This is a genomic window from Glacieibacterium arshaanense (assembly GCF_004681125.1).
Lineage (GTDB): Bacteria > Pseudomonadota > Alphaproteobacteria > Sphingomonadales > Sphingomonadaceae > Polymorphobacter_A > Polymorphobacter_A arshaanense.
In genome coordinates this window covers 609,411-628,497 of the sequence record NZ_SIHO01000001.1, presented here as the reverse complement: position 1 = coordinate 628,497, position 19,087 = coordinate 609,411, and the positions used below count along the sequence as shown (strand labels likewise).

Here is a 19,087-nt window from a genome sequence, read left to right as displayed (position 1 = left end):
GTCACCCCTGCCCGCCGGAGGCTCTGTAAATCTATTCCGCTGCGTCCAACCGGCTGATCACCGCCTTATCGCTCCAATGGCTCGACACGTTGCGCTGGAACACCGGCGGACGGTCGGCGAGCACTTCGGTTTCGAGCCATAGGCGCTTGAGGTGGCGCACCTTGCCCGCCGCGCGGTCGTCGACATATTCGGTACGGCCGTGCATCACGTGGAAGTTGTTGATGAACTGGATGTCACCCGGCGTGAAGTCGATGATGACGTTCCAGCGCCCGCTTTCGGCGGCATCGTCGAGCCATTTCAAGGCTTCGCGCGCCCGGTCGGTCAATCGCGGCGCCTCGGGGTGGCGCTGCGAGGCGAGGATGTACGGCACGATGGCGCGCACGAACAGCCGGCCGTGCCAGTTGGTGAATACCGGAATCATGTAATAGGGCTTGGTCCCCGGTGCCTGCTCGCCGCGATAGTCATACGGCTGCGGCTCATAGAGTTCGGCAGCGAGTTCGGGGACTTCGCGCACCATGGCGTTATGGATGGCGACCGAATTGGCCACCGCCGACAGCCCACCCGACACGCCAGTCTGCAGGCACATCAGCCCGACGAGGTCGGAGCCATCGCAGTGGAACCCCAGCTTGATGCCGCCGAGTTCGTTGCCGCGCGCGGTGGGATCATCGGCGCTCTTTCCCTGATCGGTGACGTCGCCCAGAATATGACCGTGCTTGTTCTGTGCCCAGGGCTTGCCGAGGTGCGCGCCGATGCCCCAGTAGATCATGCACATTTCGTCGTTGCTGTAGGCGGCGCGGTCGACCCCGCGGATCTGTACGAAGCCGCGGCCGTTGATCAGCTCGTTTTCGATGCGCTTGATGCGCGCGCCCAATGTCGGCAGCGGAAAATCAGCCTTGCCGACCTCGCGCAAGTCGCGGCCGGCGTTGGCCTTCGTCGCCGCGTCCAGTTCGGCGAGCTCGGCCGGCGTCAGCCATTCAGTCCACAAAGCCGGGTCCTTGACCGCGTCGGCGGTCCATTCGCATTGCGGTTCGAGGATTTCGAGCTTCATGTCGCCTACTCCGCTGCCACGGCCATCGGGGCCGATTTTGCACCACGCACCAGCCGACCGGGCAATGCGCCGGTCGGTTCACCGTCGCGGTAGGTCACCTGCCCCGCGACAATCGTCGCGACATAGCCAGTCGCACGCTGGATCAGGCGGCGCCCGCCGGCGGGTAAATCATACGCAACTTCAGGTGGATGCAGTCGCAAATTATCATAGTCGATGATGTTGATATCGGCGCGCAGCCCGACATGGATGCGCCCGCGGTCGTGCAGTCCGATCAGCGCTGCGGTATCAGCGGCCTGCATCCGCACGGCTTGTTCGACGGTCAGCTTTGGGCCGCGCACGCGGTCGCGTGTCCAGTGCGTCAGCAGCGACGTCGGGAAGCTGCCATCGCAGATCATCCCGACATGCGCGCCGCCGTCCGACAGCCCCGGCACGGTGTCGCGGTGGCGCAGCATCATGTAGCTCGGGTCGAGCGAGCCATCGGCATAGTTGAGGAACGGCACATAGATCATGCCCTTGCCGCCGTGGTCGAGCATCGCATCGAGCGCGACTTCCTGCGGCGAGCGGCCCTGCGCCTTGGCCAGCACGCCGAAGCTCTGGTCGGCGGTCGGTTCGTAGTTCGGCTCCGCCCCCAGCGCATACATATCGTCCCAGCGCGCCAGCATGTTCGCCGCGAGCGCATGGCTTTCGGTCGGCGGCTGGCTGAGTAGCGCGGCACGGAATGCCGGATCGGCGAGCTTGGCCGCACGCTCGGCAATCGGCAGCCCCGCAATGTCCTTGTAGCCCGGATACAGGCTGAACGGATTGAGCGTCAGTTCGAGCCCGAGCAGCACGCCGACCGCGCGCGGCGCCACCTGCGCGCGCATTTCGAGCCCGGCCTCGGTCGCTGCGGTCAGCTCGCCAAGCAGCGTCTTCCAGCCGTCCTTGGCGCGCGCCGACTGCGCCAGGCTGAAGCTCAGCGGCCGGCCACTAGCTTCGCACAGCCGGCGGAACATCGCGAATTCCTCGACCGGATTGGCGAAATCGGAGACGAACTGCAGCACACCCTTCCCCGCCGCCTTCAGCCCCATCGCGATGCCCATCAGTTCGTCTTCGGCGGCCGTCAGCGTCGGTGTCGGCTGGCCGTCGCTGGTGCGGTGGTTGAGCGTACGCGAGGTGCTGAACCCCAGCGCCCCGGCATCGACGGCGCGCTTGGCAATCGCCGCCATCGCGTTGATGTCGGTCGGCGTCGCCGGCTCGCGGTTGGCGCCGCGCTCGCCCATGACGAACACCCGAAGCGCCGCATGCGGCAGTTGCAGCCCGATATCGATGTCGAAGTTGCGTTTGCCGATGGCATCGAGATAGTCGGGGAAGCTCTCCCAGTTCCACGGCAGGCCTTCGGTCAGCACCGGAAACGGGATGTCCTCGACCCCCTCCATCAGGCGGATCAGCCGGTCATGGTCCTCGGGCTTGCACGGCGCGAAACCGACGCCGCAATTGCCTGAAATGACGGTGGTGACGCCGTGCCAGCTTGACGGCTGCAACCGTTCGTCCCAGCTCGCCTGCCCGTCGTAATGGGTATGGACGTCGACAAAGCCCGGCGTGACCAGATGCCCTCGTGCGTCGATTTCCTCGGCGCCCTGCCCGCTGACAGTGCCCACCGCGACAATCCGCCCGTCGGCCACCGCGACATCGCCGACAAAGCGGTCGCCGCCGCTGCCATCGACGATGGTGCCGCCGCGAATTACCAGATCATATGCCTTTTGCATCGCCAGCCTCACCCAATTTTATTTATTGACCGCGAAGCTGTCCCCGAAGTGATTGCGAGTCAAGTTGCCCGCGACTATTGCGGGTCGGGTGCCGTTCGAGGAGCCCCGTCGATGACCCCCACCGCGAAAATCCTGTTGCTCGGCTCGGGCGAACTGGGGCGCGAGTTCGTGATTTCGGCCAAGCGGCTCGGCTGCACCGTCATCGCCTGCGACAGCTATGCGCATGCGCCGGCGATGCAGGTGGCTGACGGCTGCGAGGTGTATTCGATGCTCGACGCCGATGCGCTGGCGGACGCGATCACCCGCCATGCCCCCGATCTGGTCGTCCCCGAAATCGAGGCGATCCGCACCGAAGTCCTGCAGGCGTTCGAGGACCGCGGCGTGCACATTGTGCCTTCTGCCCGCGCCGCCGCGATGACAATGAACCGCGACGGCATCCGCGACCTGGCCGCCAACACGCTGGGGCTGCGCACCTCGCGCTACCGCTACGCCGAAAGCCTGGAGGACGTACTGGCGGCCGCCGATTTCACCGGGCTGCCGTGCGTTATCAAGCCGGTGATGTCGTCATCGGGCAAGGGCCAGTCGACGGTGCGCGACGCCGCTGACCTCGCCGCCGCCTGGGACTATGCCGTCGCCAATATGCGCGGCGACCGCGCCAAGGTCATCGTCGAGGAATTCATCGCTTTCGACTATGAAATCACGCTGCTGACAGTCAGTGCCGCCGACGGCATCCACTTCTGCCTGCCCATCGGCCACCGGCAGGAACGCGGCGACTATCAGGAAAGCTGGCAGCCGGCGCCGATGTCCGACGCCGCACTTGCGTCGGCACAGGACATGGCGCGCAAGGTCGTCACCAACCTCGGCGGGCGCGGCATCTTCGGCGTCGAGTTCTTCGTGGCGGGCGGCGAGGTCATCTTTTCCGAACTGTCGCCGCGCCCGCACGACACCGGCATGGTGACGCTGATTTCGCAGAATTTGACGCAGTTCGACCTGCACGCGCGCGCCATCCTCGGGCTGCCGATTCCGCCGATCAGGATGATCGCCCCCGCCGCTGCCTCTGCCGTCGTGCTGGCCGACCGCATTGCCGAAAACTTCACCGTCACCGGCCTCGCCGACGCACTGGCGCTCGCCACCGCCGACGCGCATGTCGACGCCCGCATCTTCGGCAAACCAACCACGCGCGACCGCCGCCGCATGGGCGTCGCGCTCGCCACCGGCGCCACCTGCGAAGCCGCGCGCGCCACCGCCACGACAGCCGCGGCGTGCATCAAGCTCAGCTACGACTAAGCTACATGGATTTCCTCAAAATCATCCGCTCGTTCGAGGAATTGCTCTACGAAGCGATGACGTGGCTGCTGTTCTACCCGCGCACGCTGTGGCGCTGCCTGTTCCATCCCGATTGGATCATCGCCTATACCGACAAGGAACTCGGCGAAAAGCCGGGCGAGCAGTTTGTCGACACGATCAGCCCGCCGTTGTTCCTCATCATGTCGATCACCCTCACCTATGGCATCGGGCTGGCACTTGGCGCGCGCATGCAATCCAACGAAAGCGAAACTTTGCGCGCGATCACCGGCAACGTCGAAAACCTGCTGGCGTTTCGCGCGCTGTTCCTGTCGATGTTTCCGATTGTAATGGCGGCCGGACTGCTGCGCACGCGCGGCCAGCCAATCGACCGCAACACGCTGCGCAGCCCCTTCTATCTGCAATGCTATCTTGCCGCACCGTTCGCCGTCATGGCGGGCACCGCCACATCGCTGCTTGCAGTTCCGGGGCCACATCACCAACTGATCGGCGGCGTACTGTTCGTCGTTGCAGCGGTGTGGTTCATCACCGTGCAGACGCGCTGGTTCTTTCACCAGATCGAACCGGGCTGGTGGACCGCATTCGGGCTGGCGATGCGCTATCTGGGGCTGGCGATGCTGCTGGTGGTGTTGATTGGCATTGCGCTCATCCTGGTCTGACTATCGCGACCCCCTTGCCCCGCTTGCGCGCTTGCTGCCATAGCATGGGCAAAACCTTGGAGGAGCCACCGATGACCGACGCCTATGAGCCGCCCAGAGTCTGGACCTGGAACAAGGAAAGCGGCGGGCGTTTCGCCAATATCAACCGGCCGATTGCCGGCCCGACGCACGACAAGGAACTGCCCGTCGGCAAGCATCCACTGCAGCTCTACTCGCTGGGCACGCCCAACGGCGTCAAGGTCACGGTCATGCTCGAGGAGTTGCTCGCCACCGGCCACAGCGGCGCCGAATATGACGCCTGGCTGATCAACATCGGCAGCGGCGACCAGTTCGGTAGCGATTATGTCGCGGCCAACCCCAATTCTAAAATCCCGGTGCTCGTCGACCGCAGCGGCGCGAAGCCGCAGCGCGTGTTCGAATCGGGTGCCATCCTGCTCTACCTCGCCGAAAAGTTCGGCGCCTTCCTGCCCAAGGACCCGGCCAAGCGCACCGAAGCGCTGTCATGGCTGTTCTGGCAGATGGGTGCGACGCCGTATCTCGGCGGCGGCTTCGGGCACTTCTACGCCTATGCGCCGTTCAAGATCGAATACGCCATCGACCGCTTCGCGATGGAGGTGAAGCGCCAGCTCGACGTGCTCGACCGCCACTTGGCCGAAAACGCCTACATGGCGGGCGACGAATACAGCATCGCCGACATGGCGATCTGGCCGTGGTATGGCGCGCTGGTGAAGGGACTGGTCTATGACGCCGGCGAGTTCCTGTCGGTGCAGGACTACACCCACGTCCAGCGCTGGACCGACATGATTGCCGAGCGCCCGGCGGTCAAGCGCGGCCGTATGGTCAACCGCGTTATGGGCGACCCCGCCAGCCAGCTGCGCGAACGCCACGACGCCAGCGACTTCGACACCAAGACGCAGGACAAGATCGAAGCTGCCGCCGCCAAAGCTTAGCCCCGTCGCCGATCCAGATGCCGATCAGGAGTTCAGTACGCATGTCTGCTGCCAGTGCCGCCCCCGCTTACCTCGACCAGGATTTCGGCACCGTCGCCGACCTCGTCCGCATCCACGGCCGCGAGCGCCCGTCAGCACCGGCGCTGATCCACGGTGACGCAAAACTGAGCTGGGGCGAGCTCGATGCGCTTGTCGACCGCATTGCTGCGGGCTTCCAGCGCGACGGCGTCGCGCCGGGCGACCGCATCGCCATCTGCGCGCTGTCGTCGCTGAACTACGCCGCGACATTCCTCGCCGGCCTGCGCGCCGGTATCGCGGTCGCCCCGCTGGCGCCGTCCTCGACGCCCGACAGCCTCGCGGCAATGATTGCCGACTGCGGCGCCAAGCTGTTCTTCCTCGACCGCAGCGTCGCCACCGAAATCGACGCCGCCGGCGTCAAGATTCCGACCAAGCGCATCAGCTTCGACGGCTCGGAAAGCGGCACGCCGTTCGCCGACTGGCTGCCGGCCGTCGGCGCCGTGCCGCAGCCGGTCACCATCACCCCCGAAATGGCATTCAACCTGATCTATTCGTCGGGCACCACCGGCACGCCCAAGGGCATCGTCCAGTCGCACAAGATGCGCTGGGGTCATGTCAATCGCGGCGGCGGCTCGGGCTACGGCCCGAACTGCGTGACCTTGCTGTCGACGCCGCTCTATTCGAACACCACGCTGGTCAGCTTCTTCCCGACCATGGCGCTCGGCGGCTGCGCGGTGCTGATGGAAAAGTTCGACGTCGCCAAATATCTCGACCTCGCGCAACGCCACAAGGTCACCCACACGATGCTGGTGCCGGTGCAATACCGCCGCATCATGGAATACCCCGACTTCGGCAAGTTCGACCTGTCGAGCTTCGTCATGAAGTTCTGCACCAGCGCGCCGTTTTCCGCCGCGCTCAAGGCCGACATCCTCGCGCGCTGGCCCGGCGGGCTGATCGAATACTATGGCATGACCGAAGGCGGCGGCGGCTGCGTGCTGATCGCGCACGAACACCCCGACAAGCTCGCCACCGTCGGGCGGCCGTTGCCCGGTGTCGATGTCCACCTGATCGACGAGGAAGGCAACGAAGTCGCCACCGGCGAAATCGGTGAAATCGTCGGCCGCTCGGGCAGCGTCATGAACGGTTACTGGAACCGCCCCGACGCCACCGAAGCCGCAATCTGGCGAAACGCCGACGGCGTCGAATTCATCCGCACCGGCGACGTCGGCCGCTTCGATGCCGACGGTTTCCTCACCCTGATGGACCGTCGCAAGGACATGATCATCTCAGGCGGCTTCAACATCTACCCCAGCGACCTCGAAGCCGTCGTGCTCGGCCACCCCGCCGTCGCCGATGTCGCGGTGGTGGGTGTGCCGTCCGACGCCTGGGGCGAAACCCCCGTCGCCTTCGTCGTGCCCAAGGGCGAGGCAGACGCGGAGGAAATCCGCAGTTGGGCCAACGCCAAAGTCGGAAAGACCCAGCGCCTGTCCGCGATCAAGCTCGTCGACAGCCTGCCCCGCAGCGCCATCGGCAAGGTACTCAAGCGCGAACTGCGCGACGGGTATAAGGGTTAAGAGAAGGGCCTCCGGCGGGCAGGCCTGAGGCCTGCACCCGATTGTGGTTCAGGCCAATCTGAACGGTGCCGGGTCGCCTTGTTCGGCGACGAGTTGCCGGTGGGCGATCACCAGGCATTTCTGAAATTCGGCAGCCACGTCTTTGACCGGCGTTTGCATCAGCGCGGCGAGATGCGCGGGTATGGCATCTTCGCCCAGGCTGGCAACGATGGCCGCGGCTTCGGCGTCATCGCGGCCCATCGCCTGCAGCAGCAGCCGCGTCGCGCGGGCGCGCCGTCGAAACTCGAAATCCACAAGGCGTGCGGATTCGAACTCCTCCTTCTTGCGCAACGCCCGCCCAAGATCGAACACCATTGCCGTCACACCGGATTGACCAACGGAGCGCCAATCTAACCCAGTCACCCACCCAATGCCACAAAACCACGCCGCAGTCAGGCAAGCACCGCCAATTGCCGGGTGCAGGGGTCACCCCTGCCCGACGGAGGCCCTTCACTTCGGCGTCAGAATTTTCTTCTTCTGCGCCTCATACTGGTCGCGGGTGATCACTCCGCCGGCATAGGCCTTTTCGATCTGCGTCAGTTGCGCCTTTTGCGCAGGGCTAACCGGCGCGGGTGCCGGTGTGGTGGCACACGCCGCGAGCAGCAGTACGGCAGGCAGGGCGAGCGCGCGCATCGGGTTAGCGTGCACCCAGTGCGTAGAGGAATTCGGCGTAGCCCAGCGCCGCGCCGTCGAAGCCGCGGACTTTGGGGTTGGCCGATTCGATGACGTAGAATTCGTTGGGGGCGTGGGCGCCGCTGCCGAGGCCGAAGCCGAAGTGGCCGGCGGGGAGGTTGAGTGGCGGGCCGGTGAACAGATAGCCGGGCCAGCTACCGGCGAGGCGCACGTTCATCACCGGATCGATGCCGTTGGCCTTGTAGACTGCGGCTTGCGTCTTGATGAGGGCGCTGTCGATCGAGGTGGTGGTCGGGTCATAGCCGCCGCTCATCTTGACCTCGATATCGCCGTAGCCGCGCTTGGCGAGGTGCGCCTTGAGTTTGGCAAGGCTGTCGGCGGCGGTCATGTCGGGAACGATGCGCATGTCGATCTTGGCGACCGCCTTGCCGGGCAGCACGGTCTTGCCGCCGGGGCCGGTATAGCCGGCGACGAGGCCTTCGATGTTGACGGTGGGGCGGCTGGTGTTGCGGGTGACGGCTTCTTCCCAGCTGATGTTGTCGACCCACTGCGTCACGCCGAACGACTTTTTCGCCGCCGCTTCGCTGGTGCGCTTGGCATAGTCGGCGTTGAGCGCCTTTTCCTGCGCTGTGAGTGGCCGGATATTGTCGCCATAGCCGTCGATCATCGGGGTGTTGCCGTCGTCCGACACCAACGTGTCGAGCGCCTTGACCAGCCGCCAGGCCGGGCTGTCGATGCTGGCCTTGTAGCTGGAGTGGATGTCGGTTTTGGGGCCCTTGCCCCATTTTTCACCGCTGGCGATGAGTTCGAGTTCGATGATGCCCTTGGCGCCGAGGTTGATCGTCACGCCGCCATCTGGGTTTTGCGAGGCGAACGGCATGAAGACACTTTCGCAGCGCTTGAGCGCCGCCAGCACATCGGCGCGGTGGACGACTTCGTGGAAGTTCGGCGAGCCGATTTCCTCCTCGCCCTCACCGACGAACACCAGATTGACCGGCAACTTGCGGCCGGTCGCCTTGAACGCATGCAGCGCGGCGAGAAACGTTGCCTGCGGGCCTTTCTGGTTGGTGGCGCCGCGCGCAACGAGGCTGAGGCCGACGCCGGGCTTGTCGACGAGCGCGCCATCGAACGGCGGCACCACCCATTCGCTGGGGTCGGCCTGTTTGACGTCGTACATGAAATAGACGCCGATGGTGCGCTTGGCGCCGGCGTCAAGTTTCGCAAATACGCCGGGCTTGCCGCTGGTCGGCACGACTTCGGCGTGGTTGAAGCCGGCGTCCAGGAGCAGCTTGACCAGATGTTCGGCGCCTTCGGGATAACCGCGGTTTTCGGCGGCGATCGACGGCAGGCGAATCCAGTCCTGCAGGCGCTTGACGTTGGTATCGTGCGATTTGGCCAGTTCGGCGGCGAGCGCCTTCAAGTCGGCGGGGCTGGCGAGCGCCATTTGCGGCATCGCCAGTGCGGCGGCGCCGAGCGCGGCCCCCTGCAGCATCGTCCGGCGTGCGATAGGATCGGTCATCACAATCTCCCTGTTTTCAAGGCGATGCTAGATGCTGTTTGCCCAAACGAAAAGGGGCGAACCTTTCGGCCCGCCCCAATTCTTCAGACTGCGTTGGCAGCGCTTAGAAGCGCATGCCGACGCCGGCCCAGACCTGGTTGGTCGAGACGTTGTCCTTGTAGTTCGAGTAGCGATACTCGATCTTGCCGTAGAAGCTTTCACCGAAAGCCTGCTCGCCACCGGCAGCAAAACGGAAGCCGCTGTACGAACGCGAATCTTCGACCGTCGCGCCACCCACCGGGGTGTCGTAGAACTTGATGCTCTGGTTGGCATAGCCGACGCCGCCGTACAGCAGGGTCGAGTCAGCAACCTTGAAGCCGGCACGCGCCATCGCCGAGAAGTTCACGCCCATGTTGGCGTTGACGGTGTTGCGGCCGAGAAGGCAAGCCGAGGTCTGGCAGAGGATGTCGTCGAAGCTGGCGGTGCTGCCGGCAACGTTGCCGAGCACGCCGAGAATGACGGTTTCCGAGACCGGGAAGTCATAGCCGACTTCGGCGCCATAACCGAAAGCGCTGTTCGACTTTTCCCAGTTGGTGCCGAAACGATCGACGTAACCGATCGAGGTCGAATCCCAACCGCCCTGCAGTTCAGCGCGGAAACCGCTGAATTCAGCAGCAGCAGCCGGCATAGCAGCAGCAGCGGTCGCCAGAACAGCAGCAACAGTAAGAGTGCGCAACATAATTATCTCCTATAATGAACGCGCGATGAATAACGCACGTTTTGTGCAACAGAAATGAAACAAGCTGATATTCTCAAACAAAAAGCGAGATAATCAGCGTCGGCGTTCCCTGTTGCAGCGCCAGATAGTCGGTGGATCACGAATTTGCCAGTGCTAACCGGTTAGAGTCCATAGAATGGCTCAAACTGTTGCCCGCATGTCACACTGTACCATCGGCCAGGCGCAGCCGCCCGACCCAGCGCGCGTGGCGCCCGAACACCAGCCGGTTGAGCGCCAGCGCCAGCGCGATGCACGCCAGCAGTGTCACCAGCATCAGGTGGATATAGTGCACCGGCGTCCACAGAAACGTGAACACCGCATACAGGCCGACGCCGAACAGCAGCGCCGCCATCATTGCGCGCGCATCGACATCGGTGAACAGCAGCCCGACGATAAACACCGACAGAATCGGCATCGACAGCAGGCCATTGAGTTGCTGCACGAGGTTGATGATCGAGTCCGCGCCCGAATAGACCGGCACCAGCGCAATCGACACCACCATGAACGCCAGCGAGATGAGGCGGTTGAGCCGCCCGACATCAGGCTTGGCGGTCAAAAACTTTTCGTGGAGGTCGCAGACATACAGCGTCACCGATGAGTTGAGCACCGAGGTGTAGCTGGTCAGCACTGCCGCCAGCATGAACGCCGCGAAAGCCCCCGACAGCCAGCCCGGCATCACCGTCGCCACCACGCGGCCGTAGGTGGCATCGCCGATGTCGCCAAACAGCTTGTAACCCGCGACACCCGGCAGCACGACGACCGCCGGCACGATCAGAATGCGAATGGCGACCGCCGCGAGCACGCCCTTCTGCCCCTCGCGGATCGACGGTGCGGCCATCGCGCGCTGGGTAATCGTCTGGTTGGTGCTCCAGTAAAACATCTGGATGAAGATCATGCCGGTCAGCAGCGTCGGCCACGGGATCGGCGAGTCCGGTCCGCCGATCATCGACAGCCGTTCGGGCGGGATACCGGAGAAATCGAAATTGATTGCGGCCAGCGCCAGGAACGTCACCAGCAGCGCCATGCCGAGCACCCCAACGCCCGATATCGTATCATAGACCGCGACCGCGCGCAGCCCGCCGCCGACCGCATAGGCGGTGCCCATCACCGCCATCGCGGCGGCAATCCACAGCACCGGCAGATCGACCCCGAACATCGATTTCAGGAACAGCGATCCCGTGTAGAGCATGATCGGCAAATAGATGAAGACATTGCCGAGCAGGAACAGCACCGACACCAAAGCGCGCAGCTGGATCGAGCCATATTTGCGTTCGAGCAGCTCGGTCGTGGTGGTGCAATGGTTGCGGTAATAAATCGGCAGGAAGATGAACGCGAGCATCAGCAGCCCGACGATCGCCGACAGTTCCCACCACGCCAGCAGCAGCATCTGGTTGCCGTTCATGCCGACGAGCTGGTCGGTCGACAGGTTGGTCAGCGTGATCGATCCGGCGATATAGGGCCAGGTCAGGTTGCCGCCCGCCAGGAAATACTCGCGGTTGGAATCGGTCGAACGCCCGCCCATGCGGCGCACGGTGAACGTCGTCGCCAGCGCCATCAGCAGCGTCAGCCCGCCGAACACCAGCCATTGCAGCCCATTTGCGGTCATGCCGCCTCCCCCCTGTTAATCCGTGTCGAACCCCAGCGTCATCTGCCAGTCGAACGTCGCGCCTGGCCGTAGCACCGGCAAAGCATCGGGCAGCGCCTGCGGCTCGAACGCGATGCCACCGTGGCGCCCGATGACCTGCCCGCCATGCCCCGGCGGGCCGCCGGCCAGCCCGACGCCGGAGTAGACGACGAGCGCCGGCGCCGGGCTGGTCACCGTCAACCGCCGCCCCGATGCCGGATGGCTGAGCACCGCCGCCGTGCCGCTGCCGCGCACGAAGACATGGTCGATGCCACCTGCGGCCACCGCCTGCGGGTCGGCCGAGGCAAGGATGTCGCCCAGCTGCTGCGGGACGCGAAAATCGAATACCGTTCCAGCGACCGGTGCGGCACCCGCCGTCACCTGCCCCGCACCGCTGGGGTAATACGCCGACGCATCGAGCTGAAGGACATGGTCGCCGACCGGTGTGCCCGCGCCCGACAGATTCCAATACGGGTGCCAGGTCAAATTGACTGGTGTCGGCGCGTCGCTCGTCGCCGCCAGCGCCAACGTCAGCCCTGCCGCATCAAGCCGGTAGGTCGCCACCACCGTCAACGCACCGGGATAGCCCTGATCGCCCGCTGTGCTTTGATGGCTCAAGCGCAAAACCGCGGCACCATCCTCGACCATCGCCGCAACCAGTCGCCACAGCGCGCGGTCGAAGCCTTGCGCGCCACCGTGCAGCGTATTGTCGCCTTCGTTCTGGCTGAGCTGATGGGTGACACCATCGACGCTGACACGCCCGCCAGCGATGCGCCCGGCGGTGCGCCCGATGATGGCGCCAGGGTAGCTGCGGCTGGTGAGATAGCCCGCGACATCGTCATGGCCCAGCGTCACCTCGGCGCAGCAACCGTCGCGGCCGGGCATTTGCAGCGATTGCAGGATGCCGCCGAGCGTCAGAATGGTTGCCCGCACCGCGCCTGCCGACAGCGTCACCGCCTGAACCATGCTGCCGTCGGGCAGCGTGCCGAAATCGCTGACGCTGACGTTCACAGGCACGCCCGCAACCGCGCCGCAGCGTCTTCGGGGGTCAGGTCGCGCTGCGGCATGCCGAGTAGCTCGAAGCCGACCATATGCTTGCGCACTGTCGCGGAGCGCAGCAGTGGCGGCAGGAAGTGGCCGTGGAGGGTGAAATCCTTGTCACCGGGGTGCTGGTGCCAGCCGAGCGAATAGGGAAAGGCACAATCGAACAGCCGGTCATAGGCGCGCGTCACCACTGAAAGCAGAGCCGCCAGCCCGTCGCGTTCGGCCGGTGTCAGCGCATCGAACGAGGCGACGGCACGGCGCGGCAATACCAGCAGCTCGAACGGCCACGCCGCCCAGAACGGCACCAGCGCAACGAAGCTGTCATTGGCCGTCACCAGCCGCACGCCCTCCGCAAGTTCGCGTGCCAGATAGTCATCGAGCAGCAGGCTGCCATGCGTCGCCGCCCAGTCGCGCTGGCGCCGGACTTCATGGTCGAGCTCGTTGGGCAAATGCTGCGTCGCCCAGATCTGGCCATGTGGATGCGGGTTGCTCGCCCCCATCATCGCGCCGCGATTTTCGAAGATCGTCACCGCGCCGACATCGTCGCGCGCCGCCAGTTCGGCAGTCTGTGCCGCCCAGACTTCCACCACTGCCGCGATTTCGGCGGGCGTCATCGCCGCCATCGTGCGGCCATGGTCGGGGCCGTAGCAGATGACGCGGCAGACGCCGGCTTCGGGCTCGGCGACAAGCAGCGGGTCGGCCGGAGTGGCGCGCACGACACCAGGCAGCAGCGCCGGAAAGTCGTTATCGAACACATTCACGCCGGCGTAGTCGGGGTTATGCACACCGCCGACACGGGCATTGCCGGGACACAGGTAGCATTCGGGGTCATAGGAAGGCGGCGGTGGTGCGGCGTCATCCTCGGTCGCGCCTTGCCACGGCCGCGACACGCGCTGCGGCGACACCAGCACCCAGTCGCCGCTGAGCAGGTTGAGCCGGCGTTCGGGGCGCGCCGTCATGGCAGGACCTCGCCGGCGCCGTCACCGGCGCGCACCAGCATGGCGTTGGCTTTGACGCCGGTCGCAGCTGCATAGGCCGCGACAATCGCATTCTGCGCCGAACTGGCTTGTTTCGCATCGACCAGCGCCAGCACGCTGCCGCCGAAGCCGCCACCCATCATCCGCGCGCCGTAAACGCTGGGCACCGCCCGCGCGCACGCCGCCAGCGTATCGAGCGCAAGCGTGCTCACCGCCATGTCAACCGACAGGCTGGCGTGCGAGGCGTCGAGCAACGCACCCAATGTCCGCAAATCCCCCGCCGCCAGCGCCGCCACCGCCGCATTGACGCGGGCAATTTCGCTGACAACATGGCGCGCACGCTTGGCGGGGCGTTCGGGCAGCACCGCACCCGCCAGTTGCGCCAGCGTCACGTCGCGCAAACTGGCCCCCAGCGCCGCAGCTGCCGCCTCGCAATCGGCGCGGCGTTCGGCATAGCCGCCGTCCACCAACGCGTGACGCTGCATCGAATCGACCAGCACGAATGCGGCTTTATCGGGCAGCGCCACCGGCGTGAAATCCAGCGTCCGGCAGTCCAGCCGCAGCGCGTGTCCGGCAAGCCCATGGACGCTGGCGAACTGGTCCATGATGCCGCACGGCATGCCGACAAAATCGTTCTCCGCGGCCTGCGCCCAGCGCGCCATTTGCACGCGCGGCACATCGCGCACCCCGGCGAGCGCCAGCAACGCCAGCAGCACCGCCACTTCGAGCGCCGCCGAAGAACTGACGCCGGCGCCGATCGGCACATCGCTGGTCACCATCAAATCCGCGCCCGGCACCGCAATGCCGTCGCGGCGCAGCACCTGCGCGACGCCCGCGACATAGTCGCTCCAGTCCTTGCGTGGCGTCAGCGCGCCAAGGTCGAGCGTCACTTCGGCATCCACGTCGATCGCCGTAACCCGCAGCATGTCGCTACCGTTCGCCGCCGCTGCCACGCTGCACCAGCGGTCGATCGCGGCGGGCAGTACCAACCCGTCGCAATAGTCCACATGCTCGCCGATGATGTTGATGCGGCCCGGCGCGCGGAACAGCCGCGGCGTCGCGCCGAAACGCTCAGTAAACCGTGCGGACAGGTCGGCGTCGTTCACGCGAGGCGCCACGCGGCAATCCCCGCCGGCGGCAGGTCGGGGCCGCCGAGCACGAACTTGGCGCCGGCCGGGGCATGCGCCGGGCGGTGTTCAGCGGCGTAGTTGATCGCCAGGCATAGCCCGCCGCGCCGGCGCCAGCGCACGCCGTCGGCCATGTCGGTGGTGGCGATGCCCGCCGCCTCGGTCAGGGCGCGCAGCACCGTGCGCAGCATCGCCGGCTCGGGCCAGCCCGCCAGATAATGCGCCTTGCCATGGCTGAACCACGCACCGCCACCGTCGGCAAAGCGCGCACGCGGCGTCAGGTCGGTGCGCACCCACTCGCGCCAGCGCGTCACGCCATGCGCGACGCCGTCGATGCTGACGCCGACACTGGCGCCGCGCCGCAGGCTTTCGACGCGCGTCACCGCCAGCGGCAGTAGCGCCTGCAACGCCCCCGGCGCCAGCGCTGCGGGAATCTGGAAATCGCGCGTCTTCGAGCCCGACCGCGGGCCGATCAAAATCTGCGCGCCACTCGCCGCCAGCTTCGTCGCCAGCGCCGCATCGGCATCGAGCAGCATCGGCACGGCGATCAACCGATATCCCGCCAGATCCGCCCCGGGCGCAACGATATCGACATCGAGCCCGAGCCGGCGCAACGCGGTGTACATTTCAAACGCTGCACGCAGCGCCGACAGGTCGCGACCCTGCGGCTGGATCTCGCTCATCCACACCGAGGGGTAGCCGAACACCAGCGCCACCTCGGCCCGGCTTGCTGCCGGCAGCGGACCGAGCTGGGCGATCTCACGCGCCACCTGCGCCGCCTCGACACCGCCGACATCGGTGCTGCGGTCGGGCAAGGTCAGCCCAGCGTGCATCGCCTCCTGCCCGAACGGCAGCTGGCGCCAGCGGAAATAACTGACGACCTCGGCACCGTGCGCGAACGCCTCCCAGCTCCAGGCGCGCACCATGCCGGGCAGCGGCGCCGGGTTCGACCGCGCCCAGTTCACCGGCCCCGGCTGCTGTTCCATCACCCACCAGCGCCCGCGCCCGACACCGCGGTACAGGTCATGGTGGAAGCCGGCGATGTCGGGATGGCCCTGCCGCAGGTAGCGCGCCTTGCAGTCGTCATCGAACCAGAATTGCTCGGTGAAGCCCAGCGGGTAGCTGTCCCAGCTCGCGACATCGAGGTCGGCGGCGACGTCGTTATGGTCGAAATCGGTGACGAACCCCATGAAATTATGGATGATATCGCGGCCCGGCGACGCGGCCCGCAATATCTCGACCTGCAGCCGGTTGAAGCTCGCGACCTCGTCGGAGGCAAAGCGCTGATAGTCGAGCCGGTGCGCCGGATTGGCTTCGGTGACCGTCAGGTTGGGCGCGTCGATTTCATCGAAGCTGCGGTATTCCTGCGACCAGAAGACATTGCCCCATGCCGCATTGAGTGCGGCGATGTCGCCGTAGCGCGCCGCCAGCCAGCGCCGGAAACGCCGCACGGCACCCGCCGAATAGCTCAGCGTCGTCGCGTGGCAGCCATATTCATTGTCGGTCTGCCATGCGACCACCGCCGGGTGGTTGCCGTAACGCTCGGCGAGCGCCGTCACGATGCGCGTGCACTGGTCGCGGTAGCTTTCGCTCGAAAAGCAATAATGCCGACGCGAGCCGAAGCCGCGCACATGGCGGTGGTAGTCGACCGCCAACATCGACGGATCGGCATCGACCAGCCACTTCGGCGGCGTCGCGGTCGGCGTGCCGAGCACGACCTGCAGCCCGTGGCGGTGCAGCGTATCGAGCGCGCGGTCGAGCCAGCCCCAGTCGAAGGCGCCGGGTTCGGGCTCGATGCGGCTCCACGCGAACTCGCCAATGCGCACCACCGATAGCCCCATCGCGACCATGGCGCGCGCGTCCTCGTCCCACCAGGCTTCGGGCCAGTGTTCGGGATAGTAGCAAACGCCCAGCTTCATGACGTCACCTCGGTGAGTTGCACGACAGCGATTTCGCCGGCGTGGAGGATAGGCAAATGCAGCCCGCGCCGGGCGAGCAACGCACCGTCAACCGCGATGGCGTCGCCGCGAATGAACGGCGTCGTCGAGCGCATCGCGCGCTGGCGACCGGCGCGCGGGTTGAGCAACTCGGCACGATAGCTTGTCTCCTCAGCACACATCGGCAGCCGCAGCGGAAGAGGCGCGGCGTGCGGCGCGGTGGCGACCTGTGCGACGCTGACGATCCAGTCGCGTGGTCCGCCAAACGCCACCGCGATGCAGCCGGGGTCGGCGGTTTCAAGCCGCAGTGTCGCGCCGCCGTGCAGCACGTCGCGCCATGCCTTATAGTGCGCGATAGTGCCGGCGAGCGTCGCCAGTTCGGTCTCGCTGCAACGGCGCAGGTCGGCCTCGATGCCCATATGTCCGGCAAACGCCGTCCAGGCGCGCATCGCGGCGCTGCTGCGACGGGCGGTGGTGTGGCAATCGGCGGGGCCGAAATGCGCGCCCATGACTTCGGGCGGGAAGAAAATCGAAAACGCCCGCTGGATCGCCTGGCGCTCGATGGGGTCATTGCAATCCGACGTCCAGATGCGGTCGGTGCGCTTCAGGATTTCATAATCGGCGCGCGCCCCGCCCGACGCGCAGGCCTCGATTTCGACGTGCGGGTGCGCCGCGCACAACCGGTCGATCAGCGTATAGAGCGCCAACGTCTGGCGATGCACCGCGCCGCGCCCGCCGCTGACCGCGTGGACGAGGTCGCGGTTCATGTCCCATTTGAGATAGGCGATGGCGTTGTCGCGGAGAAGGCCGTCGAGCACGCCGAACAGGTGGTCGGTGACCTCGGATCGCGTCAGGTCGAGCGCATATTGGCCGCGCCCCAGCAGTTGCGTCCGACCCGGCGCGCCAAGCACCCAATCAGGATGCGCGCGCAACAAATCGGAATCGGCATTGGCCATTTCGGGTTCGACCCACAGCCCGAAATCCATGCCGAGGCCGTGGACATGGTCGATCAGCGGCTTGAGCCCGCGCGGATATTTGACGGCATCGGGCACCCAATCGCCCAAACCTGCCCTGTCATCGCCGCGCCCCTTGAACCAGCCGTCATCAAGGACGAAGCGTTCGGCGCCGACCTGGGCCGCTGCATCGGCCAGCGCGCACAGCCCGGCATGGTCGTGCGCGAAATACACCGCCTCCCAGCTATTGATATGCACCTTGCGCGGCTTGCCGCGCAGCCGGCCGCCGAGGATGATGTCGCGCACGAACGGATGCAGCCGCGCCGAAATGCCGTTCAGGCCTACATCCGACCGCGCGATGTAAAGCGCCGGGCTGGTGTAGCTTTCGCCCCGCGCGAGGATGATTTCGCCGGGCGCCAGCAGCTCGCCCGCCTGCAACTGGATGCGGCCGTCGCGCAGCCGTTCGGCGAACATCCGGTGGTTGCCGCTCCACGCCAGGTGCAGCGCGAACACTTCGCCATGCGCCTCGCCAAAGCCCGCTTCGCCCACCAGCATGAACGGTGGGGCATGGTGCGAGGTGCGACCGGTGCGGTTTTCCTTGGCAATGATGCCGGTAACCAAGGTTTGCCGGACGGGGGTGAATTCGCGCACCCAGCGGCCATCGAACAGCAGCAGTTCGGCGTGCGGCACTTCGACCGCGCCGGCGGCGCACCAGTCAAGTGTCAACGGCGTGGCCGACAGGTTGCGAACGGTGGTGCGGCTGGTGACGACGTTGGTTGCGGCGTCAATCGTAAGTGCCAGCTCGACTTCGATTTCAGCGCGGGCGTCGGCATAGGTCAGCGTGCCACCGTCGCGGCGCACCAGTTCCAACTGGGTGACCAGTTCGATGCCGTCGCGGTGGCCGAGCAGTGCCGGATGGCCGGTGAAGCCCTGCCCGGCTTCGGGAAACCAGCACATCGCCTCGCCGTCATCGAGGATGCCGTGCGGCACGAGTGCGGCCACCAGTGCCGCCAATTCGTCGAGGCTTTGGTCGAACCCGCTGGGGCCCCAATAGCCCAGCCGCGCAACGCCGCGCGCCGGCGTCAGCAAGCCCAGCGCGTCATCACTGCCCGTCAGCCAGAACCCGTCCAAGCCACTCTCCCCGCCCCATTGCTAGCCGAGCGCGCCCGATGTTGCGA

General features: G+C 66.0%; 16 protein-coding genes. 4 read left to right on the top strand and 12 right to left on the bottom strand.

What is annotated here, in order from left to right; all coding sequences use genetic code 11:
• Window positions 1-31: 31 nt before the first annotated feature.
• Together EUV02_RS02855 and EUV02_RS02850 are read right to left on the bottom strand one after the other, a co-directional pair.
• A complete protein-coding gene (locus EUV02_RS02855) occupies window positions 32-1,048 on the bottom strand; it encodes a TauD/TfdA family dioxygenase (protein WP_135244701.1) in 1,017 nt (338 codons plus the stop codon).
• Window positions 1,049-1,053: 5 nt separating this feature from the next.
• Window positions 1,054-2,793, bottom strand: coding sequence for an N-acyl-D-amino-acid deacylase family protein (locus tag EUV02_RS02850; RefSeq protein WP_135244700.1), 1,740 nt, complete (start codon window positions 2,791-2,793; stop codon window positions 1,054-1,056).
• Between the two features lie 111 nt (window positions 2,794-2,904).
• Here EUV02_RS02850 and purT point away from each other — a divergent pair, with 111 nt between their 5' ends.
• From purT to EUV02_RS02830, 4 genes are all read left to right on the top strand, one after another.
• A complete protein-coding gene (gene purT / locus EUV02_RS02845) occupies window positions 2,905-4,080 on the top strand; it encodes a formate-dependent phosphoribosylglycinamide formyltransferase (protein ID WP_135244699.1) in 1,176 nt (391 codons plus the stop codon).
• A gap of 5 nt (window positions 4,081-4,085) precedes the next feature.
• Window positions 4,086-4,757 (top strand): hypothetical protein, encoded by a 672-nt coding sequence (locus tag EUV02_RS02840; RefSeq protein WP_135244698.1) that lies wholly within the window; start codon window positions 4,086-4,088, stop codon window positions 4,755-4,757.
• Between the two features lie 71 nt (window positions 4,758-4,828).
• Entirely contained in the window at window positions 4,829-5,707 is an 879-nt protein-coding gene (gene yghU, locus EUV02_RS02835) for a glutathione-dependent disulfide-bond oxidoreductase (RefSeq protein ID WP_135244697.1), read from the top strand.
• Between the two features lie 41 nt (window positions 5,708-5,748).
• Window positions 5,749-7,299 (top strand): class I adenylate-forming enzyme family protein, encoded by a 1,551-nt coding sequence (locus EUV02_RS02830; RefSeq protein WP_135244696.1) that lies wholly within the window; start codon window positions 5,749-5,751, stop codon window positions 7,297-7,299.
• A gap of 48 nt (window positions 7,300-7,347) precedes the next feature.
• Here EUV02_RS02830 and EUV02_RS02825 read toward each other — a convergent pair whose 3' ends face one another.
• The 10 genes from EUV02_RS02825 to EUV02_RS02780 all read right to left on the bottom strand — a co-directional run bounded on the left by EUV02_RS02825 (window position 7,348) and on the right by EUV02_RS02780 (window position 19,040).
• A complete protein-coding gene (locus EUV02_RS02825) occupies window positions 7,348-7,653 on the bottom strand; it encodes a hypothetical protein (protein ID WP_135244695.1) in 306 nt (101 codons plus the stop codon).
• 135 nt (window positions 7,654-7,788) lie between these two features.
• Entirely contained in the window at window positions 7,789-7,971 is a 183-nt protein-coding gene (locus EUV02_RS02820) for an SHOCT domain-containing protein (RefSeq protein WP_135244694.1), read from the bottom strand.
• A 4-nt stretch (window positions 7,972-7,975) separates the two neighbouring features.
• Window positions 7,976-9,490, bottom strand: a complete 1,515-nt coding sequence (locus EUV02_RS02815) for a M20/M25/M40 family metallo-hydrolase (RefSeq protein WP_135244693.1) — start codon at window positions 9,488-9,490, stop codon at window positions 7,976-7,978.
• A 103-nt stretch (window positions 9,491-9,593) separates the two neighbouring features.
• A complete protein-coding gene (locus EUV02_RS02810; protein ID WP_135244692.1) occupies window positions 9,594-10,208 on the bottom strand; it encodes an outer membrane protein in 615 nt (204 codons plus the stop codon).
• 199 nt (window positions 10,209-10,407) lie between these two features.
• Entirely contained in the window at window positions 10,408-11,853 is a 1,446-nt protein-coding gene (locus EUV02_RS02805; protein WP_135244691.1) for an SLC5 family protein, read from the bottom strand.
• Window positions 11,854-11,868: 15 nt separating this feature from the next.
• The gene (locus EUV02_RS02800; RefSeq protein ID WP_135244690.1) at window positions 11,869-12,888 is read right to left on the bottom strand and encodes an aldose epimerase family protein; all 1,020 of its coding nucleotides are present in this window, start codon (window positions 12,886-12,888) and stop codon (window positions 11,869-11,871) included.
• Window positions 12,879-13,874, bottom strand: coding sequence for a UDP-glucose--hexose-1-phosphate uridylyltransferase (locus EUV02_RS02795; RefSeq protein ID WP_135244689.1), 996 nt, complete (start codon window positions 13,872-13,874; stop codon window positions 12,879-12,881). Before EUV02_RS02795 ends, EUV02_RS02800 begins: the two co-directional genes overlap by 10 nt.
• Window positions 13,871-14,998, bottom strand: a complete 1,128-nt coding sequence (galK, locus tag EUV02_RS02790; protein ID WP_135244688.1) for a galactokinase — start codon at window positions 14,996-14,998, stop codon at window positions 13,871-13,873. The genes EUV02_RS02795 and galK overlap by 4 nt, the downstream gene beginning before the upstream one ends.
• Entirely contained in the window at window positions 14,995-16,938 is a 1,944-nt protein-coding gene (locus tag EUV02_RS02785; protein WP_135244687.1) for a beta-galactosidase, read from the bottom strand. Before EUV02_RS02785 ends, galK begins: the two co-directional genes overlap by 4 nt.
• Window positions 16,935-19,040 carry an alpha-galactosidase gene (locus EUV02_RS02780; RefSeq protein WP_135244686.1) on the bottom strand — a complete coding sequence of 702 codons (2,106 nt, stop codon included), beginning with the start codon at window positions 19,038-19,040 and terminating at the stop codon, window positions 16,935-16,937. Before EUV02_RS02780 ends, EUV02_RS02785 begins: the two co-directional genes overlap by 4 nt.
• Between the last annotated feature and the right edge of the window lie 47 nt (window positions 19,041-19,087).

Excerpts from the sequence above, each read along its gene's own strand:
- EUV02_RS02785 (WP_135244687.1), bottom strand. The coding sequence starts at position 16,938 with ATGAAGCTGGGCGTTTGCTACTATCCCGAACACTGGCCCGAAGCCTGG.
- EUV02_RS02825 (WP_135244695.1), bottom strand. The coding sequence starts at position 7,653 with ATGGTGTTCGATCTTGGGCGGGCGTTGCGCAAGAAGGAGGAGTTCGAA.
- EUV02_RS02830 (WP_135244696.1), top strand. The coding sequence starts at position 5,749 with ATGTCTGCTGCCAGTGCCGCCCCCGCTTACCTCGACCAGGATTTCGGC.
- purT (WP_135244699.1), top strand. The coding sequence starts at position 2,905 with ATGACCCCCACCGCGAAAATCCTGTTGCTCGGCTCGGGCGAACTGGGG.
- EUV02_RS02810 (WP_135244692.1), bottom strand. The coding sequence starts at position 10,208 with ATGTTGCGCACTCTTACTGTTGCTGCTGTTCTGGCGACCGCTGCTGCT.
- EUV02_RS02805 (WP_135244691.1), bottom strand. The coding sequence starts at position 11,853 with ATGACCGCAAATGGGCTGCAATGGCTGGTGTTCGGCGGGCTGACGCTG.
- EUV02_RS02795 (WP_135244689.1), bottom strand. The coding sequence starts at position 13,874 with ATGACGGCGCGCCCCGAACGCCGGCTCAACCTGCTCAGCGGCGACTGG.
- EUV02_RS02820 (WP_135244694.1), bottom strand. The coding sequence starts at position 7,971 with ATGCGCGCGCTCGCCCTGCCTGCCGTACTGCTGCTCGCGGCGTGTGCC.
- EUV02_RS02850 (WP_135244700.1), bottom strand. The coding sequence starts at position 2,793 with ATGCAAAAGGCATATGATCTGGTAATTCGCGGCGGCACCATCGTCGAT.
- EUV02_RS02840 (WP_135244698.1), top strand. The coding sequence starts at position 4,086 with ATGGATTTCCTCAAAATCATCCGCTCGTTCGAGGAATTGCTCTACGAA.
- EUV02_RS02855 (WP_135244701.1), bottom strand. The coding sequence starts at position 1,048 with ATGAAGCTCGAAATCCTCGAACCGCAATGCGAATGGACCGCCGACGCG.
- EUV02_RS02815 (WP_135244693.1), bottom strand. The coding sequence starts at position 9,490 with ATGACCGATCCTATCGCACGCCGGACGATGCTGCAGGGGGCCGCGCTC.
- yghU (WP_135244697.1), top strand. The coding sequence starts at position 4,829 with ATGACCGACGCCTATGAGCCGCCCAGAGTCTGGACCTGGAACAAGGAA.